At 70.4% G+C, this 21,151-nt stretch carries 20 protein-coding genes; 14 read left to right on the top strand and 6 right to left on the bottom strand.

What is annotated here, in order from left to right; translation table 11 throughout:
• Positions 1-16: 16 nt before the first annotated feature.
• From ACTJKJ_RS18295 to ppk2, 8 genes are all read left to right on the top strand, one after another.
• A complete protein-coding gene (locus ACTJKJ_RS18295; protein ID WP_440821303.1) occupies positions 17-433 on the top strand; it encodes a F0F1 ATP synthase subunit epsilon in 417 nt (138 codons plus the stop codon).
• A 204-nt stretch (positions 434-637) separates the two neighbouring features.
• Positions 638-1,321 carry a CsgG/HfaB family protein gene (locus ACTJKJ_RS18290; RefSeq protein ID WP_091728385.1) on the top strand — a complete coding sequence of 228 codons (684 nt, stop codon included), beginning with the start codon at positions 638-640 and terminating at the stop codon, positions 1,319-1,321.
• Positions 1,322-1,335: 14 nt separating this feature from the next.
• A complete protein-coding gene (locus ACTJKJ_RS18285; RefSeq protein ID WP_091728381.1) occupies positions 1,336-1,749 on the top strand; it encodes a DUF4810 domain-containing protein in 414 nt (137 codons plus the stop codon).
• Between the two features lie 20 nt (positions 1,750-1,769).
• The gene (locus ACTJKJ_RS18280; RefSeq protein ID WP_297380317.1) at positions 1,770-2,432 is read left to right on the top strand and encodes a DUF799 domain-containing protein; all 663 of its coding nucleotides are present in this window, start codon (positions 1,770-1,772) and stop codon (positions 2,430-2,432) included.
• A 94-nt stretch (positions 2,433-2,526) separates the two neighbouring features.
• Entirely contained in the window at positions 2,527-3,372 is an 846-nt protein-coding gene (locus tag ACTJKJ_RS18275) for a D-hexose-6-phosphate mutarotase (RefSeq protein ID WP_297380319.1), read from the top strand.
• 136 nt (positions 3,373-3,508) lie between these two features.
• Entirely contained in the window at positions 3,509-4,027 is a 519-nt protein-coding gene (locus ACTJKJ_RS18270; protein WP_297380321.1) for a hypothetical protein, read from the top strand.
• Positions 4,028-4,081: 54 nt separating this feature from the next.
• Positions 4,082-4,660 (top strand): hypothetical protein, encoded by a 579-nt coding sequence (locus ACTJKJ_RS18265; protein WP_147239849.1) that lies wholly within the window; start codon positions 4,082-4,084, stop codon positions 4,658-4,660.
• An 82-nt stretch (positions 4,661-4,742) separates the two neighbouring features.
• Positions 4,743-5,525: a polyphosphate kinase 2 gene (ppk2, locus tag ACTJKJ_RS18260; protein WP_297380324.1), complete on the top strand. Its 783-nt coding sequence runs from the start codon at positions 4,743-4,745 to the stop codon at positions 5,523-5,525.
• Between the two features lie 29 nt (positions 5,526-5,554).
• Here the strand turns inward: ppk2 and ACTJKJ_RS18255 are convergent, their stop codons facing one another.
• The 3 genes from ACTJKJ_RS18255 to ACTJKJ_RS18245 are packed head-to-tail and all read right to left on the bottom strand — an operon-like array spanning position 5,555 to position 7,819.
• Positions 5,555-6,103: a TPM domain-containing protein gene (locus tag ACTJKJ_RS18255; RefSeq protein WP_297380326.1), complete on the bottom strand. Its 549-nt coding sequence runs from the start codon at positions 6,101-6,103 to the stop codon at positions 5,555-5,557.
• Entirely contained in the window at positions 6,103-7,125 is a 1,023-nt protein-coding gene (locus ACTJKJ_RS18250; RefSeq protein ID WP_440821302.1) for a TPM domain-containing protein, read from the bottom strand. The genes ACTJKJ_RS18255 and ACTJKJ_RS18250 overlap by 1 nt, the downstream gene beginning before the upstream one ends.
• Before the next feature lie 10 nt (positions 7,126-7,135).
• Positions 7,136-7,819, bottom strand: coding sequence for a LemA family protein (locus tag ACTJKJ_RS18245; RefSeq protein WP_297380328.1), 684 nt, complete (start codon positions 7,817-7,819; stop codon positions 7,136-7,138).
• A gap of 87 nt (positions 7,820-7,906) precedes the next feature.
• On the opposite strand from ACTJKJ_RS18245, the gene hemE reads away from it, so the two are divergent.
• Together hemE and ACTJKJ_RS18235 are read left to right on the top strand one after the other, a co-directional pair.
• Positions 7,907-9,001: a uroporphyrinogen decarboxylase gene (hemE, locus tag ACTJKJ_RS18240; protein WP_297380331.1), complete on the top strand. Its 1,095-nt coding sequence runs from the start codon at positions 7,907-7,909 to the stop codon at positions 8,999-9,001.
• Positions 9,002-9,316: 315 nt separating this feature from the next.
• Positions 9,317-11,422, top strand: coding sequence for a primosomal protein N' (locus tag ACTJKJ_RS18235; RefSeq protein WP_440821301.1), 2,106 nt, complete (start codon positions 9,317-9,319; stop codon positions 11,420-11,422).
• Positions 11,423-11,441: 19 nt separating this feature from the next.
• On the opposite strand, the gene ACTJKJ_RS18230 is transcribed toward ACTJKJ_RS18235, so the two are convergent.
• Both ACTJKJ_RS18230 and ACTJKJ_RS18225 read right to left on the bottom strand, forming a co-directional pair.
• Positions 11,442-12,164, bottom strand: coding sequence for a response regulator (locus ACTJKJ_RS18230; protein ID WP_440821300.1), 723 nt, complete (start codon positions 12,162-12,164; stop codon positions 11,442-11,444).
• A gap of 2 nt (positions 12,165-12,166) precedes the next feature.
• Positions 12,167-12,814, bottom strand: coding sequence for a helix-turn-helix domain-containing protein (locus tag ACTJKJ_RS18225; protein ID WP_091728352.1), 648 nt, complete (start codon positions 12,812-12,814; stop codon positions 12,167-12,169).
• Between the two features lie 157 nt (positions 12,815-12,971).
• Here ACTJKJ_RS18225 and ACTJKJ_RS18220 point away from each other — a divergent pair, with 157 nt between their 5' ends.
• The 3 genes from ACTJKJ_RS18220 to ypfJ all read left to right on the top strand — a co-directional run bounded on the left by ACTJKJ_RS18220 (position 12,972) and on the right by ypfJ (position 17,043).
• The gene (locus ACTJKJ_RS18220; protein ID WP_440821299.1) at positions 12,972-13,829 is read left to right on the top strand and encodes a substrate-binding periplasmic protein; all 858 of its coding nucleotides are present in this window, start codon (positions 12,972-12,974) and stop codon (positions 13,827-13,829) included.
• Positions 13,830-13,844: 15 nt separating this feature from the next.
• Positions 13,845-16,025: an ATP-binding protein gene (locus ACTJKJ_RS18215; RefSeq protein ID WP_440821298.1), complete on the top strand. Its 2,181-nt coding sequence runs from the start codon at positions 13,845-13,847 to the stop codon at positions 16,023-16,025.
• Between the two features lie 136 nt (positions 16,026-16,161).
• The gene (gene ypfJ / locus ACTJKJ_RS18210) at positions 16,162-17,043 is read left to right on the top strand and encodes a KPN_02809 family neutral zinc metallopeptidase (protein WP_297380350.1); all 882 of its coding nucleotides are present in this window, start codon (positions 16,162-16,164) and stop codon (positions 17,041-17,043) included.
• 186 nt (positions 17,044-17,229) lie between these two features.
• On the opposite strand, the gene ACTJKJ_RS18205 is transcribed toward ypfJ, so the two are convergent.
• Complete coding sequence (locus tag ACTJKJ_RS18205) at positions 17,230-19,722, bottom strand: alpha/beta hydrolase family protein (protein ID WP_440821297.1); 2,493 nt, start codon at positions 19,720-19,722, stop codon at positions 17,230-17,232.
• 35 nt (positions 19,723-19,757) lie between these two features.
• Between ACTJKJ_RS18205 and ACTJKJ_RS18200 the strand changes: the two genes are divergently transcribed.
• Positions 19,758-20,864 carry a hypothetical protein gene (locus ACTJKJ_RS18200; RefSeq protein ID WP_440821296.1) on the top strand — a complete coding sequence of 369 codons (1,107 nt, stop codon included), beginning with the start codon at positions 19,758-19,760 and terminating at the stop codon, positions 20,862-20,864.
• Positions 20,865-21,151 lie beyond the last annotated feature (287 nt).

Below are 21,151 nucleotides of genomic sequence, written 5' to 3'. Positions count from 1 at the left end.
AACCTAAGGAAACGCAATGGCAACCCTCCACGTGAACGTGGTCTCGGCGGAAGAGCAGATCTTCTCGGGCGAGGCGAAATTCGTGGCGCTGCCGGGCGAAGGCGGCGAGCTGGGCATCCTGCCCAAGCACACCCCGCTGATCACCCGCATCAAGCCGGGCGCGGTGCGTATCCAGCGTCCCAATGGCGATGAAGAGTTCGTCTTCGTCGCCGGCGGCCTGCTGGAAGTGCAGCCGGACGTCGTGACCGTGCTGGCCGACACCGCCATCCGCGGCAAGGACCTCGACGAGGCCCGTGCCGAGGCCGCGAAGAAGGCCGCCGAGGAAGCGATGAAGAACGCCAAGAGCGACATCGACTTCGCCAAGGCGCAAAGCGAATTCGCGGCCGTGGCCGCGCAGATCGCCGCGCTGCGCAAGTTCCGCGCCAAGCGCTGAGCCCCCCATCTCCTCGCGCGCCGGGACGCCGGTGCGGCGAGGACACCACACTGCATCGGCAGGACTGCGAAAAACTCGCACTCCTGCCGATGTTCTTTTCGGCGTCCCCCGGACCACTCGGTTCGGTATCGCACACTTCGAACATCCGGCTTTGACCGGAGCAAACACCGGCGTCCCGCCGGTGTCGTTTTTGAGGGAGTTCCCATGTCATTCAACGTCCTGGCGCGCCGCGCCACCCTGGCGCTCGCCCTGACGGCCCTGTTCGGCTGCGCGACCGAGCAATCCCGCACCATTGAAGTCCCGCGCGCGGCGCCCGCCCCGGTCCAGTACCAGGGCCAGCGTGCCCCGATCGCGGTGGGCAAGTTCGAGAACCGCTCGAGCTTCATGCGCGGCATGTTCGCCGACGCCATCGACCGCCTGGGCAACCAGTCCAAGTCGATCCTGATCGCCCACCTGCAGCAGACCAACCGCTTCAGCGTGCTGGACCGCGACAACCTCGAAGAGGCGCAGCAGGAAGCCAAGTTCAAGAACAGCGCGCTGACGATCAAGGGTGCGGACTACCTGGTGACGGGCTCGGTGACCGAATTCGGCCGCAAGGAAGTCGGCGACCAGCAGTTGTTCGGCGTGCTGGGCCGCGGCAAGAAGCAGATCGCCTACGCCAAGGTCACGCTGAACGTGGTGAACAGCCAGACCTCGGAAGTCGTGTACTCGGCGCAGGGCGCCGGCGAATACGAGCTGTCGACGCGCGAGGTCGTCGGCTTCGGCGGCACCGCCAGCTACGACGCGACGCTGAACGGCAAGGTCCTGGACCTGGCCATCAAGGAGGCCGTCAACACGATGGTCGCCGGCATCGACAGCGGCGCCTGGAAGCCGCAAGCCGCCCGCTGACCAGGAGCCCGACCATGACCCTCCGCATCAAGCACGCGCTGCGCGTGAGCGCAGCCGTGGCCGTCGCCGCGCTGCTGACCGCCTGCGGCACGCCGCAGAAGCCGCTCTATCAATGGGCCGGTTACCAGAACAGCGTCTACCAGTACTTCAAGACCAACGGCACCGCGCCTGGCGACCAGATCACGCAGCTCGAAGCGCAGCTGATCAAGAACAAGGCGGCCAACGAAGCGACGCCGCCCGGCCTGCACGGCCACCTGGCGCTGCTCTACGCGAAGGTCGGCAACGACGACGCCGCGCGAGCCCACCTGGAAGCCGAGCGCGCGCTGTTCCCGGAATCCGCCGCCTACGTGGACTTCCTGCTGAAGAAGCCGTCCGAGAAGACCGCGGCCGCTGCCGCCGTGCCCGCCAAGGCGGCCAGCGGCGTCTGAGCGCCGAGGAGAACGACACCATGACGAACCTGATGTCCCTGATCCGCCGCCTCGGCGCCGTGGCCGTGCTGGCCGCGCTGACCGCCTGCGCCTCGCCGTCCAAGCCCTACGACTACACCGCGTTCAAGGAAGCCAAGCCGGCCTCGCTGCTGGTGCTGCCGCCGGTCAACGACACGCCGGACGTGAACGCCACCTATGGCGTGCTCTCCAACCTGTCGATGCCGCTGGGCGAAGCCGGCTACTACGTGCTGCCGGTGTCGCTGGTCGATGAGACGCTGCGCACCAACGGCATCACCACGCCGGCGGACGCGCACCAGATCGACGCCGCCAAGCTGCGTCAGATCTTTGGCGCCGATGCGGCGTTGTATGTCGACGTGAAGCAGTACGGCTCGGTCTACAAGGTGCTGTCGAGCGAGACCATCGTCGAGATGCATGCCAAGCTGGTGGACCTGCGCACCGGCGCGCTGCTGTGGGACGGCAAGGCGACCGCTTCGAGCGCCGAGCAGAACAACAACAGCCAGGGCGGCCTGATCGGCATGCTGGTCAAGGCGGTGGTCGACCAGATCGCCAGCAACCTGTCGGACCGCAGCTACCAGATCGCGGGCATGACCAGCAACCGTCTGGTCTACGCCCCCAATGGCCTGCTGCCGGGTCCCCGGGCGCGCCAGCCTGTGAAAAACTAAGGGTCTCGACCACGAACCCGGAAACGGCGGGCGCCGCGACGCGCCAGCCGATCCCAACCCGCCGGTTCGCGCCGGTGGGTTTTCTTTTTTCAGCATGACCACTCCCATCTCCATCACCCGCCACCAGGGCCTCGAGGCCATCGAACTCCGTGCGCCCGATGGCGCTCGCGCGACGCTGCTGCTGCATGGCGCGCACCTGGTGTCCTGGGTGCCCGCGGGCGCCGACGAGCAGCTCTACCTCTCCCCGAAGAGCGCCTTCGCCACCGGCCAGGCCATCCGCGGTGGCGTGCCGGTGATCTTTCCGCAGTTCGCCACGCGCGGCCCGCTGCTGCGCCATGGCTTCGCGCGTGGGAAGCCGTGGCAGCTGGTCAGCGCCGAGTCCGGCAAGGACGACGCATTGGCCGTGCTGCGCCTGAACGACGACGGCGCCACCCGCATGGTCTGGCCGCACGCCTTCGAGGCCGAGATCAGCATCCGGATCGCCGGCCGCGCGCTCGAGATCGAACTCGCCTGCGAGAACCAGGGCGACACGCCGCTGTCCTTCAGCGCCGCGCTGCACACCTACCTGCGGCTGACGCAGATCATGTCGGCGTCGGTCCAGGGCCTGTCCGGCCTGGCGTATTGGGACTCGACGATCGAACGCGCCGCCACCCAGCACGAGGATCTGCTGCGCCTGGACGGCGAGACCGACCGCATCTACCAGGACGTCAAGCACGGCCTGACCCTGCGCGACGGCGACCGTCGTCTGGCGATCCGCCAGCAGGGCTTCGCCGACGCCGTGGTCTGGAACCCCGGCCAGGCCAAGGGCGACGCGCTTCCCGACATGCCCGAAGGGGGCTGGAAGCAGATGCTCTGCGTCGAAGCGGCGCAGGTGCTCAAGCCGGTCGAACTCGCGCCCGGCGAGAGCTGGGCCGGCATGCAGACGCTCGAACTGCTCTGAGCGCGCGTCCCCCGCGAATGCGGGGGCGCTGTTGCTTTGACCCGCAGCTTCCGGGTTCGCACGTAGCGCGCGAGAGGCGCCCTCGGCAAGAATCGCTCCCGCCAATACATAACGATTCCAGTCCGAGGGAGGAAGCATGCGCAGTTCCATTCGCGCCGCGGCGGTGCGCGTGACCGCTTTGGTCACCGCCGTCGCCTTCGTCAGCGCTTGCTCGACCGCGTCGAAGGACATCTCCGCCACCTATGTCTCGCCGTCGCAATACAGCAGCTACGACTGCACGCAGCTGACCGCCGAGACCCAGCGCCTGCAAGCGCGTTATCTCGAGCTCGGTGGCCGCCTCGACCAGGCCGCCACCAATGACAAGACCCTCATGGGGGTCGGCCTGATCCTCTTCTGGCCGGCGCTGTTCGCACTGGGCGGGACCAAGTCGCAGGAAGCGGAGTACGGCCGCCTGCGCGGCGAGTACGACGCCGTCCAGCAGACCTTGATCCAGAAGCGCTGCGCCAGCAGCGACACCCTGGCCGCCGTGTCGCCGGCAGGCCAAGGAACGCCTGCATCCCAGGGCGCCGCACCGGCGGTGGCCACCGTGGCCGCGGCTGATCCGGCCGCCTCCGCCCCGATCCCTGTCGACGCCGCTGCCAGCGCCGTCCGCTGACCTTTTCCATACCAAGGCCACCCGGCCGTTTCACCTCTGAGGAGTACCCATCCCGTGACTTTCCTGCACCGCGCCGCCCAACTGGCCGCCCTGTCCGCCGCCGTCCTGCTCGTGGGCTGCGCCAGCCCCGCCCGCACCGACCAGATGCAAGTCAGCAGCTCGCTGCAGGTCCGCACCGCGGCGTCGCAGTCCGAGCTGAAGGAAAACATCGGCATCAAGGACGTGACCGGCGGCAAGGACACCAATCCGATGTGGGTGTCCAACGTGTCGAGCGCCGACTTCGAGCGCGCGCTCGAAGCCTCGCTGAAGGATGCCGGCCTGCTGTCGGGCAACCGTCAGGGCAGCAAGTACACGTTGACCGCCGACATGAAGAAGCTGGACCAGCCGTTGTTCGGCGCCAGCATGACGGTCACGGCCACCGTGAAGTACACGCTGGTCGAGCGCGCCACCGGCAAGGCCGTGTTCGAGCGCGACGTCGCCGTGCCGTTCACGGCCGAGTGGAACGCCGCCTTCCTGGGCACCGAGCGCCTGAAGCTCGCCAACGAAGGCGCGATCCGCAGCAACATCACGCAGCTGATCAACGACCTGGTCGCGCTGAAGGTCGCCTCCGCCGGCGTGCAGCTGACCAAGTGAAGCAGGGCGCCGGCACGCGGGACCGGGAAGGTCACCGCGCGCGGCGCGCTAAGCTGCGGGCTCCCTCATCTCAGGAGCCCGCATGCCTGACAAGAGCAAGCTCTCCAAGTCCGACTACCTGGACCGCCTGCAGCCGATGCAGGTCGAGCTGAACAACCTGGCCCGGTGGCTGCAGCACACGCGCAAGCGGCTGCTGGTGATCATCGAAGGCCGCGACACCGCCGGGAAGGGCGGCGTCATCAACGCGATCTCCGAGACGCTCAATCCCCGCCAGTGCCGCACCGTCGCGCTGGGCAAGCCCAGCGAGCGGGAGCAGGGCGAGTGGTACTTCCAGCGCTACCTCACCCACCTGCCGTCCGCCGGCGAGATCGTGCTCTTCGACCGCAGCTGGTACAACCGCGCCGGCGTCGAGGCGGTGATGGGCTTCTGCACGCCGCGGCAGACCGAGGACTTCCTCGAGCAGGCGCCGCGACTGGAGCGGCTGCTGGTCGACGACGGCCTGCTGCTCTTCAAGTACTGGCTCACCGTCGACCAGCAGCAGCAGGAAGAGCGCTTCGCCGAACGCGCCGAGGATCCGCTCAAGCAGTGGAAGCTCTCGCCGATCGACCTCGAGGCCCGCAAGCATTACCAGGACTACGGCCGTGCGCGCGACCGCATGCTCGAGCACACGCACACCAAGCACGCGCCCTGGACGCTGGTCGACTTCAATGACCAGCGCCGCGGCCGGCTCACGCTGATCCGCCACCTGCTCGACCACCTGCCGGACGTGACCGTGCCCGCGAAGGAACTGGTGTTCCCCAAGCTCAAGGGCGGGCCGAAAGCCGAGCGCTTCGGCTGGAAGCTCAAGCCGATCAAGAGCTTTTGAGCGCTTGCGGACTGCGACCGCCGCTGGCCCTACAGCACGACGACCGCGTCCGGCAGCTCATTGCGCGGCACCGCGCCCGCTTCGGGCGGGAAGTGCTCGGCGAGCAGCGCCTCCACCGCGCGGATCGCCTCCACCAGGCCTTCCTCGAAGCGGCCATCGCGCAGCGACTGCCGCAGCCCGTCGACGATGGCCTGCCACTGCGCCGCGCTGACGCGCCGGTTCAGCCCGCGATCCGCGACGATCTCGATCGCGTGCTCCGCCAGCAGCAGATAGACCAGCACGCCGTTGTTGTGCTCGGTGTCCCACACGCGCAGCTTGCCGAACAGCGCCAGCGCCCGCTGCCGCGCAGACAGGCCGCGCCACAAGTAGCTGATCGGCAAACTGGCCTCGACACACACCCGGATCTCGCCGGCATGGCGCAACTCGCTCTCGGTCACCCGCGCGGACAGCCGCGCCAGCGCCGCCGCGGGCAGCACGCGACGCACGTCGGCCTCGTCCCAGAAGCGATGGCGGAAGAACCGCCCCAGCCGGCTGGCGTCGCCGGCGTGGCGCGCCTCGTGATCGGTCCGTCGGTTCATCACCAGTCTCCCGAGGCGCCACCGCCGCCGAAGTCGCCACCGCCGCCGGACGAGAAGCCGCCGCCGTCGCCGCCGCCCCAGCTGCCGCCGCCATCACCGCCGCCACCGCCCCAGATGATCGGCGGCGCGATGCCGCCCGATCCATGGGCGCTGCGCCGGTAGGCGCCGGAGGATCCCGAGCCGCGTCGGGCCGCGCCGATGCCGAGCACGCCCACCAGGATCAGCGAGGCGATCGCCGCGCCAGCGCCCAGCAGCAGGCTGCCGCTCAGCCCCCAGCCGACCGCGCCAGCGCCCACGCCAGTGAAGAGGCTGCCGATCTTGCGGCCGAAGATCGCCGTCAGCAGCGCGCCGGCCAGCGGCACGCCGAGGAAGGCGATCATCGCGATCTCGCCGAGGTCGATGCCATGGCCGCCCGTCGATGGCGCCGGTCGCTGCGTCGGTGCGGGCAGATGCTCGCCGCGGATGCGCGCCTGCAGCGAGTCGATCGCCCGGTTCAACCCGCCAGCGTAGTCGCCGGCCTTGAAGGCGGGCGTGATGTCGCGCTCGATGATCTGGCGCGCGGCCAGGTCGGGCACCGCGCCTTCCAGCGCCTTGGCGGTCTGGATGTTGATGCGCCGGTCGTTCTTGGCCACGACGATCAGCAGCCCGTCGCCGACGTCGCGCCGACCGATCTTCCACTGGTCGCCGACTCGCTGAGCGTAGGCGGCGATGTCCTCGGGCGCGGTCGTCGCCACCATCAGCACGACGATCTGCGGCCCGGCCTCGCGCTCGAAGGCGGCGAGCTTGGCATCGATCGCCTGCTGCTGCGCGGCGGTCAGGGTGCCGGTCTGGTCGATGACGCGACCGCTGAGCGCGGGGACCGCCTGCACGTCCTGCGCCCGTGCGCGCGGCAGCAGGCCGACGCTCATCAGTAGGCCGAGACAGGCGAGCGCGAACACGCGCAGCAGCGCGGACCAGCGCGCGGGACAGGCGCCGGCCTCGTTCATCGCCGGGAGTCGCGCCGCCACCGAGGCCGCCCGCATGCGCGGGTCCTCAGTTCGACGCCGGAGAGGCGGCCGGCGCCGGCGTCGCGGGCGCCGTGGCCGGGGCGGGCTTGTCGAAGCTCACCGACGGCGGCGCGGAGATCGCGGCCTCGTTCTGCACGGTGAAGTTGGGCTTGACCTCGTAGCCGAAGACCTTGGCCGTCAGGTTGGTCGGGAAGCGGCGCGTCAGCACGTTGTACTCCTGCACCGACTTGATGTAGCGGTTGCGAGCGACGGTGATGCGGTTCTCGGTGCCCTCGAGCTGCACGCGCAGGTCGCGGAAGCCCTGGTTGGCCTGCAGCTGCGGATATCGCTCGCTGACCACCATCAGCCGGCTCAGCGCGCCGGAGAGCTCGCCCTGCGCGGCCTGGAACCTCTGCAGCGCGGCCGGGTCGCGTGCCAGCTCGGGCGTGACCTGGATGCTGGTGGCCTTGGCGCGGGCCTCGACGACCTTGGTCAGCGTCTCCTGCTCGAAATTGGCCTCGCCCTTGACCGTGTTGACGATGTTGGGGATGAGGTCGCTGCGGCGCTGGTACTGGCTCAGCACCTCGGACCAACTGGCGTTGACCTGCTCGTCCAGGCTCTGGAACTCGTTGTAGCCGCAGCCGGTCAGCGCCAGGGGCGCCCCGACGATCAGCGTGGCGGCGGCCGCGGCGCGCGCGGCGGCAAGCAAACGGGACGGGGTCGATGTCATTCGCGTAACCTCCTTGTGCGCACTGGCATATCGTGTGCCAGCCGCGGGAATTCAAGAGCAGGAAGCCCCGAGGATAATCGCCCTCCCATGAGCGCCCCCCTTCAGAACGACGTCTTCCTGCGCGCGTGCCTGCGCCAGCCCACCGAATACACCCCCGTCTGGCTGATGCGCCAGGCCGGCCGCTACCTGCCTGAATATCGCGACACCCGCGCCAAGGCCGGCAGCTTCATGGGCCTGGCCACCAACACGGACTACGCGACCGAGGTCACGCTGCAGCCGCTGGAGCGTTACCCGCTCGACGCGGCCATCCTCTTCAGCGACATCCTGACCGTGCCGGACGCGATGGGCCTGGGCCTGTCGTTCGCGCAGGGCGAGGGCCCCAAGTTCGAGAAGGTCGTGCGCGACGAGGCGGCGGTGAGCGCGCTGGCCGTGCCCGACATGGACAAGCTGCGCTACGTCTTCGACGCGGTGAGCTCGATCCGCCGCGCGCTGAACGGCCGCGTGCCGCTGATCGGCTTCTCCGGCAGCCCGTGGACGCTGGCCTGCTACATGGTGGAGGGCGGCGGCTCCGACGACTATCGCCACGTCAAGAGCCTGATGTACGCGCGCCCGGACCTGATGCACCGCATCCTGTCCATCAACGCCGACGCGGTCGCCGCCTACCTGAACGCGCAGATCGAGGCCGGCGCGCAGGCGGTGATGGTCTTCGACTCCTGGGGCGGCGTGCTGGCCGACGGCCAGTTCCAGCAGTTCAGCCTGGCGTACTCGCGCCGCGTGCTGGCGCAGCTCAAGGGTGAGCACGACGGCCGCCGCATCCCCAAGCTGCTGTTCACCAAGGGCGGCGGCCTGTGGCTGGACGAGATCGCGGCCTCGGGCGCCGACGTCGTCGGCCTGGACTGGACGGTGAACCTGGGCCGCGCCCGCGCGCAGGTGCAGGACCGCGTCGCGCTGCAGGGCAACCTCGATCCGAACGTGCTGTTCGCGCCGCCGGCCGCGGTGCGCGAGCAGGCGCGCGCGGTGCTCGACAGCTTCGGCGCGCCGCGCCGCGCGGATGGCGCCTGGGGCGGCCATGTGTTCAACCTCGGCCATGGCATCAGCCAGTTCACGCCGCCGGAAAGCGTGGCCGAACTGGTCGACGAAGTGCATCGGCACTCGCGCCGGCTGCGGGGTGACGAGGCCTAGTTATCCCCAAATCCGTGCATGTCACCCAAACGCAGCACACGCGTTGGCTTGCAGCTAGGGCTTTCCCCGATGGGCGTGTAAGTCGTTGATTCCAAAGGGGAGGGAGTGTTTCCCCGGAATTTGACGCCGACAGGCCCTCGCGGCGGCAATCGCATCGGCCTCGAAAATCCCGGGGCGTTTCCCACAAAGTTATCCACAGGCTCTCGACCCCGTTGTGAACACCGTTGGAAATCAGGCACTTGGCGCGTTTTCCTCATGGCCGATGGAGGCCATCCGGGCTGCGGCGGTGGGCGAGCCCCCCAGAGGGCGCGCCCGATGAGCGAGGCGCCGGCCTCACGCCGCGTGCGGGTCGCCGTGGAGGCGCCCCAACACAGCGGGCTGACCGGACCGCTGGACTACCTCGGCCCGCAAGACTTGACCCCGGGCACCCTGGTGCATGTGACGCTGGGCCGCCGGGACGTGATGGGGCTGGTGTGGGACGACCTGCCGGACGGCGTGGACCTGCCCGAGGACGAGCGCCTGCCTGAATCCGAGCTGCGACCGGTGGGCGAGGCGCTCGATGCGCTGCCGCCGCTGTCCGACCGCTGGCGGCGGCTGGTGGAGTTCGCCGCAAGCTACTACCAGCGCAGCGTCGGCGAACTGGCGCTGGCGGTGCTGCCGCCGCAGCTGCGGGACCTGGACGCCAAGCAGCTGCAGGCGCGGCTGAAGAAGCTGGACAAGGCCGACGCAGCGGCCGCGGCGCAGGCGGCCGCCACGCCGGCCACGCCCGCTGACCGGCCCGCGCTGACCGCGCAGCAGCAGGCGGCGCTCGACGCCGTCCTGGAGCTGGCCGCTCGCGACGCGCCACCGCCCGCGCTGCTCTGGGGTCTGACCGGCAGCGGCAAGACCGAGATCTACCTGCGCGCCGCCGAGGCCGCCCTGGAGCGCGGCCAGCAGGTGCTGGTGCTGGTGCCGGAGATCAACCTGACGCCGCAACTCGAGGCGCGTTTCGCCGAGCGCTTCGCCGGCCACGCGATCGTGTCGCTGCACAGCGGGCTCACGCCGGCGCAGCGCCTGCGCCACTGGCTCGCGGCGCACCTGGGTCGCGCGCAGCTGGTGCTGGGCACGCGGCTGGCGGTCTTCGCGTCGATGCCGCGGCTCGGATTGATCGTGGTCGACGAGGAACACGACCCGTCCTACAAGCAGCAGGACGGCGCGCGCTACTCGGCGCGGGACCTGGCGGTCTATCGCGGCCACCTGGAGAAGGTCCCGGTGCTGCTGGGCTCGGCGACGCCGTCGCTGGAGAGCTGGCAGCACGCGCTGGGCGGTCGTTATCGGCGCATCGACCTGACCGAGCGCATCGGCGGCGGCGCGCTGCCGCGGGTGCGGCTGTTCGACATGAACCGGCTCGAGCGCAAGAAGGGCGTCACCACGACGCTGTCGGTGCCGCTGCTGGACGCGCTGCGCAAGCGGCTCGACCGCGGCGAGCAGAGCCTGGTGTTCCTGAACCGCCGCGGCTACGCGCCGGTATTGCATTGCGACCAGTGCAACTGGAAGAGCGACTGCCCGCATTGCAGCGCGCACCAGGTCTTCCACAAGGAGGACCGCACGCTGCGCTGCCACCATTGCGGCGTGTCGGCGCGCGTGCCGCGGGCCTGTCCGTCCTGCGGCAATCCGGACATCGCGCCGCTGGGGCGCGGGACCGAGCGCCTGGAGGAGCAACTCGCGCAGGCGCTGCCCGGGGCGCGCGTGGCGCGCATCGATGCCGACACCACCAAGCTCAAGGGCAGCCTCGAATCGCAGCTCGCGGCCGTGCATGAGGGCGATGTCGACATCCTGGTGGGCACGCAGATGGTCGCCAAGGGCCACGACTTCCGCCGCATCACGCTGGTCGCGGCGGTGAATCCGGACGGCGCGCTGTTCAGCAGCGATTTCCGCGCGCCGGAGCGGCTGTTCTCGCTGCTGATGCAGGCGGGCGGACGCGCGGGCCGCGATGCGGCGCAGGCCGCCGCCAGCGAGATGTGGGTGCAGACCTGGTATCCCGAGCACGCGCTCTACCAGTCGCTGCAGAAGCACGACTACGAGGCCTTCGCGTCCAGCCAGCTGCACGAGCGCATGTCGGCCAACCTGCCGCCGTTCGCGCATCTGGCGCTGGTGCGCGCGGAAGGCCGCAGCGTCGAGGCCGCGCGCGACTTCCTGACCGCGGCGCAGGAGGCGGCGCAGGCGCTGCCCTTGTCGCTCGGCCTGCTGCTGTATCCGCCGGTGCCGATGGCGGTGGCGCGGGTCGCGGACAGCGAGCGCTTCCAGATGCTGATCGAGGCCGGCAGCCGCGCGCAGCTGCAGCGCTTCCTGCGCGCCTGGCTGCCGGAGCTGCACGCGCTCAAGCGCCGTCAGAAGGGGCTGACGCGCTGGGCGGTGGACGTGGATCCGCTGGCGATCTGAGGCGCCAGCAGACGCCGTCTCACAGCAGGCGCGCGAGCGCCTCCTCCAGCACCGGCCACGCGGCGCGCACCGCGGCCAGCGCATCCTCCGAGCCGGTGGCGGCGTCCTGCGCGTCCTGCTCGAGCTGGCGCGCCACTTCGGCGGCATCGGCGTGGCCGAGCGTCAGCAGTACGCTCTTGAGGCTGTGCGCGAGGTGGCGCAGCTTCACATGCTCGCCCCGTTCGCAGGCGCTGCGACCGCTGGCGATGTCGAGCGGGAACTGCATCCGGCAGCGCGCCAGGAAGGCTTGGTACAGCGCGGCGTTGCCGCCGAAGTACTGCTCAATGGCGGCCTGGTGGATCGACGGCATTGCCGCCGGCGGCGACGCGGCGTCGCGCAGGCCGTCCAGGCACGATTGCAGGTCCGCCAGCGAGCAGGGCTTGGACAGGAAACGCGTCACGCCCAGCGCCTCGAGCTGCTCGCGCACCGTCGGATTCAGGCCGGCGCTGAACACGGCCAGCCGCGCCTTGCCGCGCAGTTCGGGCCGCTGCTTGAGCGTCTGCAGCAGGTCCAGCCCGTGACGGCCGGGCAGCATCAGGTCGCTGATGACGAGGTCGAAACTCTGCGTCGCGAGCGCCAGCAGCGCCTCGTCGACCGAGATGCAGGCCTGCAGGCGCACCTCGTCGTCCTCCAGCGCCATCGCGACGAAGCGCTGCAGCGTGGTGTCGTCCTCCACGAGGAGGACCCGGATGCGGGACGCCATGCTCAGCCGGCGAACTGCGGCTGACGGGCCCGGATGCGCTGGACCGCCGCGGCGAGCAGCGGCGGCAGGTCGGTGACGAGCCGCGGCTTGTGCACCAGCGGCAGACCGGCGAGCGCGAATGCGTAGGGCGAGCGCTGCTGTTCGTCCAGCGCGGTGACGAAGATCAGCTCGCTGCTGGCGAACTGCGGCTGCGAGCGCAGGCTGGTCACCAGCGCCGCGCCGTCGATGCCGGGCAGCAGGATGTCGACCAGCAGGATTTCCGGCTGCAACTGCCCGTACATGACCAGACCGCCGATGCCGTCGTTGGCGGTATGCAGGTCGAGGTCGGGGAACTCCTGCTGCGCCAGCAGCATCACCAGATTCTGGTAATGGACCGAGTCCTCGATCAGCAGCGCCTTCAGCCGCTGCGGCGCGCCGTCGGCGGGCGCCAGCTCGGCGGGTTTGGTGGGCGCGAGGCCCCGGCCGGTGAGCCAGGCGTCGAGCGAAGCTCGCAGGATGCGCCGGTGGCCGCCGGGCGTGCGCCAGGCCTGCAGCTCCCCGCGATCGACCATCAGCTGCACCGACCGGACCGCCATGCCGAGGCGCTGCGCGACTTCGCGCGTGCTGAAGTCCTCTTGCATGTCGTCGGGGGTCCGGGCAATGGCAGTCATGAGTCGATTTTGCCGAATTTCCTAAAGTTTTAGGTGGGCAATATCCTCATTTATAAGCGATAAAACTGATAGTCGATGTGACATCCGTGGGAGATCGGGGCTTCCCTTGCGGTCCGGTGGGGCGAACTCTGGTGCAATCCGGGTCCGAGGAGATGCAATGACGATGCGAAGGACCGGACAGGCCATGGCGGGCCGGCTGGCCGCGATGACGGCGGCCTTGTGGCTGCTTGCGTTCGCGCCGGCCGCGAACAGCGCCCCGAAGGCCTCCGAGCCGACCGCCGTGCCGGCGGCGGCCAGCACGCTGCAGCGCATCCAGGCCAGCGGCGTGCTGCGGGTCTGCATCTGGCCCGACTACTACGGCATCACCTACCGCCATCCTCGCGACGAGACGCTCAGCGGCCTGGACATCGACCTCTCCAACGAGCTCGCCAAGGACCTGGGCGTGCGCCTGCGCTATGTCGAATCCTCCTTCCAGCGCCTGATCCCCGATCTCGAAGGCGACCGCTGCGACGTGGCGATGTTCGCGGTGGCCGTGGTGCCGCAGCGCAAGGCGGCGCTCGCCTTCACCCAGCCCTACCTGCAGAGCGACATCTACGCGATCGCGAGCCGCGCGAGCCGCGTCGTCAAGCGCTGGGAGGACATCGACCAGAGCGGGGTGGTGGTCGCCGTGCAGGCGGGCACCTCGATGGAACCGGTGATGCGCGAGGCGCTCAAGCGCGCGCGGCTGCTGGTCGTGCAGCCGCCGGCGACGCGCGAGCGCGAACTGGAGTCCGGCCGCGCCGATGTCTTCATGACCGACTACCCCTACAGCCGGCGGCTGCTCGACAACGCCGACTGGGCGCACCTGATCGCGCCGCCCAAGCCCTTCCACGTCCTGCCGTATGCCTATGCCATCCGGCGCGGCGATTCGGCCTGGCTGGCGCGCCTGGACGAGTTCGTCGCGCGCATCAAGCGCGACGGCCGGCTGCGCGCCGCGGCCGAGCGCCACGGGTTGGGCGCGATCGTGGTCCCCTGAGGCGGAGTCGCGACGATGCTCGGTCCGGCCGTCCGATCCCTCCAGCGCCTGCGCCGCGCGGCGCTGTGGGCCGGCGTCGTCGTGGCGGCGGGCACGCTGGCCGGTCTGATCGGCCCGGCCTGGGTCGGCCGCCAGGAAGCGATCGACGAGGCCCGCGCCCGCGGCGCGCTGCTGGCGCAGGTGCTGGAGAGCGACGCGAGCCGCACCATCGAGACCGCGTCGCTGTCCCTGCATGCGATCGGGGATGGGCTGACGCGATCGATCGCCGATCCGCATGAGGCCGAGCACCTGGAAGCGCATTTCAGCCATGTGCTGGTGGGCTTGCCGTTCATCCGCAGCGTGTCGCTGCTGGACACCCGCGGGAAGGTGCTGATCAGCACGAATGCCGATGAAATCGGCCTGGAAGTGCCGCTGGACGACTTCGGCCGGCTGCCCGGTCCGGACCGCGACATGCTGATGCCGCTGCGACCGGGGCGCGGCCTCGCGGACCTGGCCCGGGGACGACCGCCGCGCAGTTCGCCGGTGGGGATGCTGCCGCTGCTGCTGCAACTGCCGGCGTCGCCGGACACGCCCGCGAGCGGCGCGTCCACGGCGGCCGGCGTCGCGCCCGGTGCGCGCGAGCGGGAGCCGCGCTGGCTGCTGGCGCTGATCAATCCGGATGCGCTGACGCAGGTCCAGCAGCGCGCGCTGCCCTCCGGGCACAGCGCCGCCTGGCTCGCGTCGACGGACGGCCAGCTGCTCGCCGCGATGGAGACGCTGCATCAACTGCCCGGCCAGCGGCTGGACGGCCACCCGGCGTTCGACGCCCTGCGTCGCGGGCGCGAGCACGGCACCTACATCGGCGCCGGCGCCTTGCCGGGCGAGGTCGTCGTGGCCTACCGCGCGGCGCCGCGGCGCTCGCTGATGGTGGGCGTGGAGCAGTCGGTCGAGGAGGTGCTCGCGCGCTGGCACGCCGGCCTGCGCTGGCTGATGCTGATCGGCGCCCTGGCGCTGGCCCTGATCGCGCTGGCGACGGTCACCGTGCGGCGCAGCCTGCAGGCGCGGGCCGAGGCGATGGAAGCGTTGGAGGGCGCGCACGTGCAGCTCGCCGACCGCGAGCGCGACATGCGCGTGCTGCTCAAGAGCGTGCAGGAGGTGATCTTCCGGACCAATCCGTCGGGCACGCTGACCTTCGTGAATGCGCGCTGGACGACGCTGCATCGCGGGCGTCCGGACGAGGCGGTCGGCCGCCGGCTGGCCGACCTCGCCGAGCCGGCCGACCGCGAGGCGGTGGCCGGGCTCTTCGGCGGTGACGAGGGCGTGCGCAGCGTCGAGGCCACGATCCGCAACGGCGAGGGCGCGCCGCGTCGCTACCAGATCGCGACGGTGCCGCTGCGCCGCGACGGGGAGCTGCTCGGCTACGCCGGCAGCGCCGTCGACATCACCGAACGCGCGGCCGCCGAGCGGCTCACCCGCCAGGCGCGCGACGCGGCGGAGGAGGCCTCGCGCACCAAGACCGAGTTCCTCGCCAACATCAGCCACGAGCTGCGCACGCCTTTGCAATCCATCCTCGGCTTCTCCGAACTGGGCATGGCGCGCAGCGGCGGCCAGGAGCGGTTGCATGCGATGTTCTCGGACATCCACGGCTCCGGCCAGCGCATGCTGGCCTTGGTCAACGACCTGCTGGACGCGTCCAAGCTCGACGCCGTCGGCGCGCTGGAACTCCGCGCGCAGGACCTGCGCGAGCCGGTGGGCGCGGTAATGCGGGAGCTCGCGCCCTTGACCGCCAAGCGCCAGCTGACGCTGGCCGCCGAGTTGCCCGAGCCGATGCCCGCGAGCGTCGATCCGCTGCGCTTCCAGCAGGCGGTGCGCAATGTGCTGGCCAACGCGATCAAGTTCGCGCCGCAGGGCGGCACGATCGAGCTGCGTGGGCAACGGCGGTCCGACGGCGCGTTGCACCTGTGCGTCGCCGACCGCGGGCCGGGCATCCCGGTCGATGAGCTGGAGCGCATCTTCGATCCCTTCGTCCAGTCGAGCACGACCAAGGACGGCTCCGGCGGCACCGGCCTGGGCCTGCCGATCAGCCGGCGCATCGTCGAGATGCATGGCGGCCAGCTGTACGCAGCCAACCGCGAAGGCGGCGGGGCCGAATTCCACCTGATCCTGCCCGCCACGGATTCGGCGACGCCCGGGAACGGCGCACTGGCCGCCGACTGAGCCGCCAATTGGGCCGCCGCTGTCCCCTGATCGAGGCCGCCCGCGCGCGGCGCGGCGCCGTCCGACAGCGCCGTCCGGCGCGCTGTGCCATCCTTGCGCATCGTTGGAGCCGGCACACCGGCGGCAGGAGCGCACCATGAAGTGGGAAGGACAACGCGAGAGCGACAACGTCGAGGACGCACGAGGTAGCGGCGGCGGTGGCGGAGGCGGCTTCCCGATGCTCGGCGGACGCGGCATCGGCATCGGTGGCATCGTCATCGCCCTGCTCGCCTCCTGGGCCTTCGGCATCAACCCGCTGACCGTGCTCAGCGCGCTCGACGGCAGCACCGTCCAGACCGGCGGCGAGCAGCGGCCCGTCGCACCCAGCCATCCCCAGGACACGCCCGCCAAATTCGTCAGCGTCGTGCTGGCCGACACCGAAGACGTCTGGAACAAACTCTTCCAGGCCGGCGGCAAGACCTACGAAGCCCCCAAGCTCCGCCTCTTCGAAGGCACCCAGCCCACCGCCTGCGGCATGGGCCAGGCCGCCATGGGCCCGTTCTACTGCCCCGGCGACAGCAAGGTCTACATCGACCTCAGCTTCTACCAAACCCTGCGCGAGCGCCTCGGCGCGCCCGGCGACTTCGCCCAGGCCTACGTGATCGCCCACGAGGTCGGCCATCACGTCCAACATCAACTCGGCATCACCCAGAAAGTCGAAGCCGCCAGACGCCGTCAGTCCGAACAGGCCGCCAACGCCACCAGCGTTCGCGTCGAGCTCCAGGCCGACTGCTTCGCCGGCGTCTGGGCCCATCACTCCCAACAGAGCAAAGGCTGGCTCGAAGCCGGTGACATCGACGAAGCGCTCAATGCAGCCGCCAAAATCGGCGACGACACGCTCCAACGCAACGCCGGACGCGCCGTCGTGCCAGAAAGCTTCACCCACGGCACCAGCGAACAACGCCAGCGGTGGTTCAAGCGAGGCATGGCTCAGGGGGACCTCAGAGACTGCGATACCTTCTCGGCGCGGCAGATCTGAGGCCGCGGGTTGCGGTGGGAGGTCGAGCGCACGCGCTTGGCCGAGACCGCCGGCGAAGCCGAAGCTCAGGGCGCCAACTCGCTCCGCTCACCTTCGGCTCGCTCCGCTCAAACAGACGGCGCCCCAGTCAGTTGACGACGCTTCGGCTTCGCCGGCGGCCTCGGCCAAGCACGTCAATCGAGTCGCTCATTGCGACGATTGCTGGGGCGTGGCGGGGGCGGAGCCCGGGGCAGGGCGCGGACGCGCCTCGGCTCGGGGATCGCCGACGCAACCCCTCAACCATTGACTCATCTCCCATTGCACTTGGCCAGCAGACTCGCGCGAGCTGTAGCCGTGCGCCTCGAAAGGCAGCAAGACATAGCGGGCCGTGCCGCCCAGGCCCGCCAAGGCCTGGTACAGACGCTCGCTCTGCATCGGGAACGTGCCCGAGTTGTTGTCCGCCTCACCATGAATCAGCAACAGCGGATCTTTGATCTGGTTCGCGAACAGGAAGGGCGACAGCTTCAGGTAGACATCCTTCGCATCCCACAACGATCGGCGCTCGCTCTGGAATCCAAACGGCGTCAGCGTGCGGTTGTAGGCACCACTTCGCGCAATGCCACAACGGAACAACTTCGTGTGCGCCAGCAGGTTCACCGCCATGAAGGCGCCGTAGCTGTGACCCCCGATCGCCACACGCCTCGGATCCACCACGCCCAGATCCTCCGCCTTGTCCACGATCGCCCGCGCATTCGCAGTGACCTGCTCGATGAAGCTGTCGTTCATGTTCCGCGAGTCACCCACCACCGGCATCGTCGCGTCCATCAGCACCACATACCCATCCATCAGCAGGTTCAACGGACTGATGCTCGAGAAACTCATGTATCGGCCCGGCGATCCGCTCAGCTGACCCGCGATCGCCGCATCGTTGAACTCCAGCGGATACGCCCACACCAGCGCCGGCCGCTTCTCACCCTCCTTGAGATCCGGCGGCAAATACATCCAGAACGACAGCTCGACGCCATCGTTGCGCTTGAAGCTCACCAGCTCGCGCCGCACCGCCTTGAGCTGCGGCGCCGGATCCTTGATCCGCGTCAGCGGCGTGACCTTGCCGTTCTCCCGCAGGCTCAGGTTGGGCGGCTCATGCTCGGTCTCGCGCTGCGTCACCAGCCGCCGGTCCTCCAGCAGCGCCACCGGCTGCTCGTACACGCCCTCGGCCGACTGGAACAGCCGCTGCACGCTCAGGTCGCGCAGCGACAGCTTGTCGAGGAAAGGCCGGTCGCCCTTGGGACTCGCGCCCTGGCCCGACAGCAGCAGGTCGCCATTGAGCGTCTGCGCGACCTGGTGTCCATTGGCCAGGGTCCGCATGAAAGGGAAGCCCGGGTGCCGGTAGCGCTCGCGCACCGAGTGCTCGAACAAGGGCCGGCTCTGCTTGCCGTTGAGCGGTAGCAGGTAGGTCCGTGACCAGCCGCGGCTGCGGTCCTCCTCCGTCAGCAGCCCATGCACGCCGTCGTCCAGGAAACGCAGCCGCGTGAAGCGGTAAGGCATGCGCTGCACCTCGAAGGGCTCGCCGGTGTAGGGCGGGTCCAGCCGCATGACGCGGTCGCGGAAGGCGGCGCGGTTGGCGGGGTTCCCGCCGTCGAGCGCCTCCACCCAGTAGATCGCCGCGTCCTTGCTCGGCGATGGATAGAAGACCCGCGGGCCGGGCAACGCGCCGTCGATGGCCACGCCCTGCTTGAGCGGCATCTTGGCCAGCTCGCGGATGACCTTGCCGTCGCGCTGGCGCACCTCCACGACGGTGGGGAAGTCGTCGAAGGTGAGCGCGTAGCTGAACGGGCGCACCAGTCGCTCGGTGAGCAGCGCCTGGCCGTTGCCGACGCTGGACACGCTGGTGAACAGGCCCGGCGTGCCGATGTCGCGGCTCTGGCCGCTGGCGATGTCGATCAGCGTGAGCTGCGCGCGCGCGAAGTACTCGAACAGGTCCTCGTCGCGCGGGTTGCGCAGCAGGTCCGGATAGGTGCGCTCGGGCGACGCCTTGCCATGCGTTTCCTGGATCGCCGGGCCGGTCTGCGGCCGGTTGGGCACGGGGCCGCGATCGTCGGGAATGGTGAGCACCACCGCCTCGCGCGGATTCAGCCAGGCGATGTCGTCCGCATCGATGGCGTTGTTGAGCCGCACGTTGTAGATGCGCCAGAGCTGGCCGTTGGACGTCGCCCCGGCCCAGAGCTCTTCGCCGGTGTCCGTGCGCCTGGACAGCAGGAAGCGTTGCCCGTCCGGCGCCCAGACGAAGTTGTGCCAGGTGCCGCCGGCCGGCAGCTCGACCTCGCGCTCGGCCGCCTCGGGATCGAGCAGCGAGCGCAGTCGCACCCGCTGCACCGCGACCAGGTTCTGCTGGCTCGCATTGCGGGGATCGAAGCGGGCGCCGGCCAGCCGCAGCCCGGGGCGGGCCAGCTCTTCCAGCGGCGTGTAGCGGCGTTGCTCGACCAGCGCCAGCGATTGCCGGTCCGGCGAGGGCAGCAGCCGCGGCAGGGCCGGCGTGTCCAGCAGCTCGCGGATTGCCGGCGACGGCTGCTTGTACGGGGAGGGCGCCGCGCCGGCCCGGCCGGGCAGGAGGGTCGCCAGCAGCGTGGTGGCGAGGAGGGCCGCGAGGGCGCCGACGGGCGGGCGGATCAGGCCGACAGAGGGGACGCGGGAGGGCATGGGGCCGAAGTATCGCTGCGCTAGGATTCGCGCCCATGATCGAGCCGCCCAGCCCGCACGCGCCGGAATCCCGCGCCCCGCACGATCCGTCCGCCGCCAGAGGCGGCCGGGCGGTCGCGGCGCTGCCGGCGGTCGGCGAGCGCCTGGGCGTCTGGCGCGTCGCCGCCGAGCTGTTCGAATGCGCCTCCGGCTTCTGGTTCCGCGTCGAGCACGGCAAGGCCGCGGCCCAGACCGGCCTGGCGCTGGTCTATCGCCATGAGGTCGATGCGCAGGCCGTGCTGATGCGCTTCGCCGAGGACTCCGAGTCCCTGTCGCGCTTCCAGCATCCCGCCTACGGCGCGCCGCTGGACAGCGGGCTGAGCCCCACCGGGCTGCCCTACCTCGTCGTGCCGGCGATGGAGGGCGCACCGCTGATGCGCGTGGCGATGGCGCTGCCGCTCAAGCGCCGGATGCAGCTGCTGCTGGACCTCGTCGACCTGCTGGAAGCCGCCCATGCGCAGGGGCTGGTGCTGCACGAGCTCGACCCGGGCACCTTGTGGCTGAGCCCGGCGCAGCAGCTGCACTGGCTGGGCCAGGGCCTGGCCCCGCGCGACAGCCAGGCCCCCGCCGCGCTGGTGCGCGCCGCCGAGCCGCTCGCGAACGCGCGCCAGCGCGCGGGCGGGCGCCCGGACGCGAACAGCGAGGCCCACACGCTGGGCCGCCTGCTGGGGCTGCTGGTCAATGGCCGGCTGCCGCGTCGCGACGCGACCGAGGAGGGATTCGAGGAGGAGCCCGAACCGGGCGCGACGCCGGTCGCCTCGCTGCAGTCCTGGCTGTCGCTGACCGCCGCGCAGCGCGAGAGCCTGGACCAGTTGCTGGACCGCGCCATGATGGACGGCCGCTCCTTCACCGACCGCCAGCTGCTGGCGCAGGCCGTCCGCGACTGGATCGAGGCCGAGCCGGTGCCGGCGACGCGATCCGCCCCCACCGGCGCGCCGGCGTCCGCGCCGATGCCGCTGCTGCCGTCGCCACCGCCGCTGGACCACGAGGCCGACGAGCGCCCCCGGGCGCCCGCCGCGTCGCTCGCGGAACGGCTGGTCGGCATCGCGCTGGTGCTGGCGCTGGCCGCGGTCGTCGCCTGGCTGCTGCTGCGCGCGGGTTGAGGGCGAGTTGAGTCCCGGGGGCGCCCGGGGTGAGGGCTGGAGAGGCGCGGTTGGGACGCCGGCGCCCGGAGCAGCCCAGCTGGATGACGGATTGACGACCTCGATGAGCTAGTCATCTCACGCGTTCCCAGGTCGGGTGCGTCGGAACACCCTGGCGAATCGACTACTTCGCGAGGCCAGTCGCCATCGATGAGTCACAAGCGCCCGAGTTCAGGCGAATTGTTTGGGCGTGGGCGTCTTCCTACGATCCATCTCCTGTCGCCATGGATGGTGACGCGAGGAGATGC

Source organism: Roseateles sp. 22389 (assembly GCF_052044995.1).
Taxonomy (GTDB): domain Bacteria; phylum Pseudomonadota; class Gammaproteobacteria; order Burkholderiales; family Burkholderiaceae_C; genus Roseateles.
Note: the sequence above shows the minus strand (reverse complement) of the source record. Positions and strands in the feature narration are given on the sequence as shown.